Genomic DNA, 7,429 nt, shown 5'->3' on the forward strand with positions numbered 1-7,429 from the left:
ACACCCTGTCGGCGACACCCGACTAACTTTGTTTGTTTACTAATGACATCCGGATTGACCGCCTATAACGACCTATTCACAGTCCAGATCGATGAAAACTGGAAGAATATGTCATTTCGAGAGATGCGCGGAAGCCCCGTTTACAACGAAATCGGTGACCTCCCCATTCGCGTGGACCAATACGTCACTGGCGCGTCGGCCTTAATGGCCTGCAGCTGTTACAAATATTATCCTTACCTGCTCAGCACTGAATTCGACGGAGCGACTTGGCTTTACCGCTGGCTGCTTTACCCGCTCATGTCAGGCGGCGAGAGCGCGGAGACAGTGAAGTTCTACATCTTCGACACGCCGACCAATCCTAGTTTCAAGAATCTCGGGCTGGAAATTTTCAATGCGGCAGGGCAGCGGGTGTTCCATGACGAGGTGCGTCCGCTAAAGGTCGTGTCTGTTCAAACTTGCGACGCGTCTTTCACGGGGGTGCCAGGACGCAGCTATGTACCTCTACTCCTACGTGCAGCGTTGTACGCGCAGAATATAGCGCCGTTGCCGCTTGGACGTTACTGGCTCGAAATCTGGGCGCTGAGGGTCAACGCTCATACGATCACTTCGGATCGCGTCACGGTCGGTCGAAACGTCGTCCCGCTTTATGACGTCGGCCTTTACGCCGCCGTCGACGTGACTGGTTACGCTTAACCCCAGCTTCCACCTTCCACTGTCCTTCGCCGCCCTCTGAGGCGGCTTTTTCATGCGGGCATCGCCATGACGAACACGATCGCTCAATTCCAGATCTCGACCGAAGAGGATCTGCATTTTCAGCTGGACTTCGTCGGGCTCGTGCTCGCCGGCCGAGCGCTGAAGGTGAACGTCAAGCTGCGCTCCACCGGCGCCGTGAAGACCGAACTCACGCTTGCCAATGGCGGCCTCGTTCTTGTTGGTGCGGGCAACCTGACCATGCTCTTCGCGAAGAGCGGGATGGGCACCTGGCCGACAGGCGAGTATCAGGCCGACATCCGCGACGAAACCGGCGGCGGTTCCATTCGCATCATGGCGGTGCGCTTCGTCTATGACGAGCCGGGCAAGCTGGTCTATGGCGTCCGCGGCAACCAGGCCACGGTCAACTGGGGCGGCAACCAGGCCGTGGTGACTGCGATCGGCGGCGTCGGCCCACCGGGTCCGGCGAACTCGCTCACGATCGACGAGGTCGTTACGCTCGAAACGGGGCAGCCGGCGACGGCTGAGGTCGTTGGTACCGCGCCGAGTCAGGGCCTCAAGCTTGGACTTCCCAAGGGCGACAAGGGTGACAAGGGCGATCCCGGCGAGGCTTCGCCCGCGTTCATCGCGATGGTCCAGCAGGTCGAAGAAGACGCGGTGGCGACCGCTGCCGACCGGGTCGCGACCGGGCAAGACCTGGTAGCCACCGGGTTGGATCGGGTGGCGACCGGCCTGGATCGCGTTGCGACGGGGCAGGATGCCGACGCCACGGCCTTCGATCGGGTTCAGACCGGCTTGGACGCGACTGCAACGGCGGCAGACAGGGTGCAGACTGGCATCGACCGCCTGGCAGCCGAAGCGGCCGCCGGCTCGTTCATCTTCGCCAACAAGGCCGAAGCTGAAGCCGGCGAGGCCGAGAACAAGGGAATGAACCCGCTCCGGACCAAGCAGCATGTCGATKCTCGGATCGGGGTCACCGCGGGGAAGCTCGTTGCTCTCGATGCTGCCGGCAAACTGCCTGCTGTCGACGGCTCGCAGCTCACCGGGATTCCGCGATCGTTCATGACGCCGCCGCAGGGGCGCGTGACGCCGCTGACGGGCGTGGCAATCCCCGGCGCGGATATCGCCGGCGTGACATCGCTGTTCTACACGCCCGCAGGCGGGAAGTTCGCGCCCGTATTGATCGGCGGCCAGTTCACGATGGTCGATTTTGGCGAGCTGTCGCTGCCGCTCTCGGCGCCCTATCACGCGGCGGCGACCCTCTATGACCTCTTTATCTTCGGTTCGCCGCTCAAGTTCGGCTCGGCGCCCGCCAATGTCGCGACCGAGATCGTCGAGGGACTCGAAGTCAATTCAGCGCCGCTCAACATCCKCTGGGGCAGCGCCGCCGGAAACGTGACAGCCGTGCCAGTCCGCCAGGCCGCGCGGGTCGGCACGTTCAGGACCACTCTTGCCGGGGAAGCGCAGTTAACGAGCGCTAACATCGACATCGTCAACCTCTACAATCGCGTGGCGTTCAAAAAGATCGTGACCGCCTCATCCGCGACGTGGACCTATGGCACGGCCGATTGGCGCGCAGCTGACGGGGGCGCTGGCCCGCGGATCAATTTCGTTCAGGTGGCCCCCGGGCTCGCAGTCAAGGTCACGGCCACGAGTTTCGCCGGGCCAGCTGCGGGAACCACTATCGTTATCTCAGCGGCGCTGGATGGCGCTATGAGTCCGCCACTCGGGCCCGCCGCGCTCGTCAGTTACGCGGGCACGTCGGTCCAGGTGCCGCTTAGCATGTCCACGCCAATCGCGCCGTCTCGCGGCTACCACTACCTTGAGAACGTAGAGTTCGCCTCCGCCTCTACGGTATTCACAGGCGCATACACCACGTTGACGGTGGAGATGGAGGGGTGAGTATGGCCTATTCTGCTGTCAGCGCTCCCGACCCCTGGGCCGATGCGCCGCCAGTTTACAACCTCATAAACGATCCCATCAGAGCGCTCGGAGCCCCGGCCCCGATCAGGTTGACGCCCGGCGAACGGACGCACATCCTCGCCGGGATCGGCCAAAGCAATATCGCGAACTTCATCTACGGGGCTCCCTATGCCCCCTCCTCCCCGAAGGTCCACGTCTTCAACTGGCGCGACGGGGGTGTTTATTCCGCGGTCGAGCCTCTGCCGGGCATCAACACGACGAGTACGCCGAACGCCTATTCGAACGTGATGACGCGGATCGGGCAAAAGCTGATCGATGCCAACATCTGCGACCGTGTCATCATCGCAGGGTGCGCTATTGGCGGATCCACGACGGTCGATTGGGCGGATGGCGGCATCTATGTCGATCGGCTGCGCTACTTCATCCGCCGGCTTCAGGCCTCCGGGCTACCGCTAACCGGCATCCTGCGTCACCAGGGCGAGGGAGATCCCTCAATCGGGACCAGCAGCAATACTTATCGGGACCGGGGTCGCGCCGAGTTTCAGAAGTTCCGTGACGCTGACTTCACCGCGCCTGCCATCGTCTGCCAGACGACCTATTGGGCCGGCGTCAATACCCCGGGCTCGCCTGAGGTTCTGGCCGTCCGGGCGGGGCAGGCGGCGATGGCTGACGGCGTGAGCATCTTTCTCGGCCCAGACACTGACACGCTCGGTGCGGACAAGAGAGGCGATGCGGCGCACTTCAACGCGGAGGGGGCCAATGATTTTGCCGACATGTGCGTGACGGCGATCCAAGCGCACGCCACGCCGGTAAGCTAGCCGGGTGTTCGGCAGTTCATGATGGCAAAGATCGAGCCCGGGGACTTATCCTTGCACGCGCCGGGTTCGGGCTGCGCGATCAAGGCCACTAGAACAGCCAAGATTGCGAGAGCGATATAGACCGCCTCCTTCACCGTGCGTCACTCGCCCCCATTGATCCGATAACCAATATCGGTTATCGCGAGATAAACGATATCGCTTTACGCGGCAAGGGGCGGGATGAATTGACAGACTTCCTATATGCTAGCCGTGCGTTGGGATGGCGCGCTTTTGGTTAGATCTTCAAGCGTTATGTTCGAGAGCAACCTAGAGGACAACTCGCGCCTATCCGGCTCAAAGCGAATTGCGGTTCCGATCGCAGGTGATGACCAAGAATCGAAGAAGGTAGCTTCGGCTTTTTTTGACTCGATTGGATATGACGTAGWCGATGCTGGCGGCCTGCGAGATAGTTGGCAATTCGAGCAGGGCCAAGAGGCATACAGTGCAAGGCTTACGAAGGAAGAGCTAGCAGAAATGCTAGGCGGTTGAGGCCGGCGGCGCCGTTCCAGCCGAAGCGGCGCTTTTGCTCGACTTTATCGGCTGCATTGACACCCGGCCACCTGCCGCCTTCTGGCGGTTTTTTCATGCCCGGAGCATTTCCTATGTCGCAGACTGATTGGGCTGTCGTGATCCGTAAGGTCGCGCCAAAGGCTGACGCGCGCATTGTCGGAACCTTCGCGAAGTCAGCCGAGGCCATCGTCTCTGAACTGCCACCGATCACCTGGCCGGCATAACGGCCAAACCCCAACCCATCCATCCGCCGCCTTCGGGCGGTTTTTCTTTATCTGGAGCACGCACAATGACACGTCGCATCAGCGATGAAGGCCTGGCGCTGATCAAGCGCTGGGAAGGCTGCCGGCTGACCGCTTACAAGGATGTCGCCGGCATTCTGACGATCGGCTACGGCTCGACTGGGGCGCATGTCCGTCCCGGCATGACGCTGACGCAAGCCGAAGCCGAGCATCTCCTGCGCAACGATCTCGACCGGTTCGAGCGTGCCGTCGAGCGYCTGGTTCGCGTTCCCCTTACCGATGGTCAATTCGCCGCTCTGGTCTCGTTCGCTTTCAATGTCGGCGAATGGGCGTTCCAGAAGTCCACCCTGCTGAAAAAGCTCGAGGCCGGCAATTATGCCGCTGTGCCGACCGAGCTGATGAAATGGGTCAATGCCGGCGGCCGGAAGGTCGAGGGGCTCGTCAACCGCCGCGCTGCTGAGGCCGGGCTCTGGTCTCGCGGCGGCTTCGTCTCCTCCAACACCGTCCCGGCGAGGCCTGCCCCGCTTCCCCTTGTCACCCTCGACAATGCGGTGAAGGTCGCGACGCCAATGACGGCGCTTCTGCAGGGCTTCACTAGTGGACCGGCGCAGATCATCCTCGCGCTCGCCTTCGTCGCCGGCGGCTCTTTCCTGCTCTGGCGTTGGCACAAGGCACAGCAGGAAGCCGCGGCGTGATCCCGCTGCGGGCATGGCTCGCGCTCGGCGCTGCCGTCATCGCTGGCCTGCTCGCCTGGGCGGTGGTCAGCAGCATCTATCAGCGCGGCAAGACCGATGCGTCGGCCGAGATCCAGCAATCGAATGTGAAGGCAAGAGGCAAGGCCGATGACGCTGCGCGCAAGGTTGAGAATTGCATTGGCAGCTGGGACCGCGATCGCGGTCTCTGCCTGCGCGACGACGGCGCCGGTCGATAGGCCGTGCGGCGTCATCAGCGACAGCCTCCAGACTGTCCAGGGCAAGACGCCCGCCGATACCCGCCGGATCGACATCCATTCCGAGCGCGGCGTCGCTGCCGGCTGCTGGGGGCGCTGATGGTCGGCCAAGGGCGGGGAACTCTGGAGCGCATCGCAGTGCTCGAGCAGCGTTTTGATGGGTTGAAGGAGACGGACAGCGACCTGAAGGATGCGATCGAGGGCCTGAGGGAGGCGATGCAACGCCTCCTCGAGCAGGGCCAGCAGCGGGGTCAGGCGATGGGCGAAATGCAGGCGGCGATTTCTGGGTTGCAGAACAGTGTCGTCAGCCTGAAGAAAGACACGGCCGTCATCCGCAGCGGCCTATTCCTCGCCCGTGTCGGTGGCAGGACGGCAAGATTCGCCGTGTTGTCGCTTCCGGTTGGCGTCGGCCTTTTCGTCTGGGTCGGCGAGCGCTGGGACTTGCTGCTCAACTTCATTCGCGGCACCGGCCGCTGATCGCTTGGCCCGCGCAAACGGCTGAATACCGGGGAGTTCCATGCCAAAACTCGGCCCATCGTTGGAGCGGCAACGGGGTGCGGTCTGCCTCATCGAGCGATGCGCCGAAACCGCAAAAACGCCGGCGCGCCGCCGGCTGTCGGAGAGCGGGCGATCGACGACAAGCGCCGCCCGGCGCGGCGGCGCTTGTGCTGAACTGCGGGCCTGACGTGAGCTAGCCACTTAGCCCGCGGCAAAACTCAATCTTTGAAGATGGCTTGTGGCCCCTCCGAAAGCAGCGCATTTGCCGTCCGAAGGCTATTCTGGTCAGGGCAGTCGGCCCAGCGCCCTTCGCATCGTTCGCGGAGCCAACGTCGAACCTGGTAGGATTTGCTGATGGGAAGGTTTGCAGCTGTCAACACGCTTTCGCCGAGCAAACCGATCTCTATCTCTTGGCTCAGGCCTGCATAGTTCGGTTGAAAGTTGACGCCATCTACACGGTAGTAGGTTCGCCACATGTGCTCCGCCGGATCGGGTGTACGCCCCTTCCAAGTCGGAAGTCTGTGCACATAATCATGGGTCCACAATGGGTGGTGGTCTCCAAAACTGGCGATCAGGAAGGGCTGGCCCGGAAATCGTGTTGAGAGCGATGCCTTCAGCCAGGATATGTCGTCCGCAGCGATCCGCTGTCGCCGAGCGTACTCAGCAACAGGATCGCCGGGCGCATACTCTGCATCACGCACGCCTGGGAATTCCTGATAATCCCAAGGGTAATGCGTGGCCGAGGTCAGGACGAAGTAGAAATTCGGGTTAGTACCTTCGTTTTTCTGTTTTTTCTCGAGATCGTCTAGCAGAAATTGGTAATAAGCCTTATCTCTCGGTCGAGGGCCAGTGAATTTAATTTGAAGATTCATATCGTCTTCTGAATTGACGCGATCAAATCCGAGTGATTGGTAGAATTCTTTTGTGTTAAGAAAGGTTGTCGGCGAGGGATAATTTACACTGGTACGATATCCGTTGGCTTTGAGTTCATGCGCAATCGAATTCTTGAATTTTCCATTGGCAACAACGCCAAGGAAATCCTTGCGAGATCCAAAGTAGCTAAGATCGGCCCCTAACACGAAGCCATGCTCAGAGATCCATGTTTTCCCGCCATACGCTTTGACGTTGAGGCGGCGGGTCTGGCCGTCCCCCGACGTAAAGAACTCACCCGGCACCGCGTACTTCTCATCATCAAGATAAATGCTGGGATCGACCGACGATTCGTGGAGGATCACGATAATATTTGGGCGTGTGGACGCGGCAGCGCCAGGATCCACCAATTTCGGACCATCGACAATTTTCTGCGTAAGCCCCTCGCCTAGCACCAGAGGCGCTGTTGCGTGATCTACGAACATTCGCGCGCTTACGGTAAAATTGGACAAGTGCCGATTGCTGAAGACAGCGTGCGCAAACACGGTATCGCGATACAAAGGATCAACATTCCTCCACGCAGCCTCAACGAGCACTATGCTGAGCAGAACAAGCGGCAGCGAGATCAGGCGCCGGATACGGGATTTATCCATCGCAAATACGGCCGCCAAGATGAGAGCGGAGCATACAAACATAAGAACGGCAATCGCAGCCAGCTTCGTATAGTTCTGCAAAAAGAAAACGATCTCAGAAATTTCTCTCATCTGGTAGAAAAAATCTGAAAAAAGCAGTTTTTGCTTGAGATAAACGTATTTTGTCTTCGATAAAATTGACAATAACGTCAAAATTAATAGCGAAAACACTAAAGA

8 protein-coding genes are annotated in these 7,429 nt (G+C 60.2%); 6 read left to right on the forward strand and 2 right to left on the reverse strand.

What is annotated here, in order from left to right:
- The 3 genes from AC1DJT_RS31795 to AC1DJT_RS31805 form a co-directional block, all read left to right on the forward strand.
- Positions 1–693, forward strand: a 693-nt coding sequence (locus tag AC1DJT_RS31795; protein ID WP_476835630.1) for a hypothetical protein, incomplete at its 5' end; no start/stop codon positions are given.
- Positions 694–858: 165 nt separating this feature from the next.
- Positions 859–2,613 (forward strand): hypothetical protein, encoded by a 1,755-nt coding sequence (locus AC1DJT_RS31800; protein ID WP_476835631.1) that lies wholly within the window; start codon positions 859–861, stop codon positions 2,611–2,613.
- Positions 2,614–2,723: 110 nt separating this feature from the next.
- Positions 2,724–3,452 (forward strand): sialate O-acetylesterase, encoded by a 729-nt coding sequence (locus tag AC1DJT_RS31805; protein WP_476835632.1) that lies wholly within the window; start codon positions 2,724–2,726, stop codon positions 3,450–3,452.
- Between the two features lie 490 nt (positions 3,453–3,942).
- Here the strand turns inward: AC1DJT_RS31805 and AC1DJT_RS31810 are convergent, their stop codons facing one another.
- Positions 3,943–4,248: a hypothetical protein gene (locus AC1DJT_RS31810; protein ID WP_476771000.1), complete on the reverse strand. Its 306-nt coding sequence runs from the start codon at positions 4,246–4,248 to the stop codon at positions 3,943–3,945.
- 42 nt (positions 4,249–4,290) lie between these two features.
- Here AC1DJT_RS31810 and AC1DJT_RS31815 point away from each other — a divergent pair, with 42 nt between their 5' ends.
- The 3 genes from AC1DJT_RS31815 (at position 4,291) to AC1DJT_RS31825 (ending at position 5,669) form a co-directional block, all read left to right on the forward strand.
- The gene (locus AC1DJT_RS31815) at positions 4,291–4,938 is read left to right on the forward strand and encodes a lysozyme (protein WP_476835633.1); all 648 of its coding nucleotides are present in this window, start codon (positions 4,291–4,293) and stop codon (positions 4,936–4,938) included.
- Positions 4,935–5,174 (forward strand): hypothetical protein, encoded by a 240-nt coding sequence (locus AC1DJT_RS31820; protein WP_476771002.1) that lies wholly within the window; start codon positions 4,935–4,937, stop codon positions 5,172–5,174. The genes AC1DJT_RS31815 and AC1DJT_RS31820 overlap by 4 nt, the downstream gene beginning before the upstream one ends.
- Positions 5,175–5,330: 156 nt before the next feature.
- Positions 5,331–5,669, forward strand: coding sequence for an apolipoprotein O family protein (locus AC1DJT_RS31825; RefSeq protein WP_476771003.1), 339 nt, complete (start codon positions 5,331–5,333; stop codon positions 5,667–5,669).
- A gap of 239 nt (positions 5,670–5,908) precedes the next feature.
- Here the strand turns inward: AC1DJT_RS31825 and AC1DJT_RS31830 are convergent.
- On the reverse strand, positions 5,909–7,429 hold a 1,521-nt coding region (locus AC1DJT_RS31830; protein WP_476835634.1), incomplete at its 5' end, for a sulfatase-like hydrolase/transferase.

Source organism: Allobosea sp. 05T422_2 (genome assembly GCF_056396265.1).

Bases quoted from the DNA above. Each gene is read 5' to 3' on its own strand.
- AC1DJT_RS31810 (WP_476771000.1), bottom strand. From the start codon at position 4,248: ATGGATGGGTTGGGGTTTGGCCGTTATGCCGGCCAGGTGATCGGTGGC.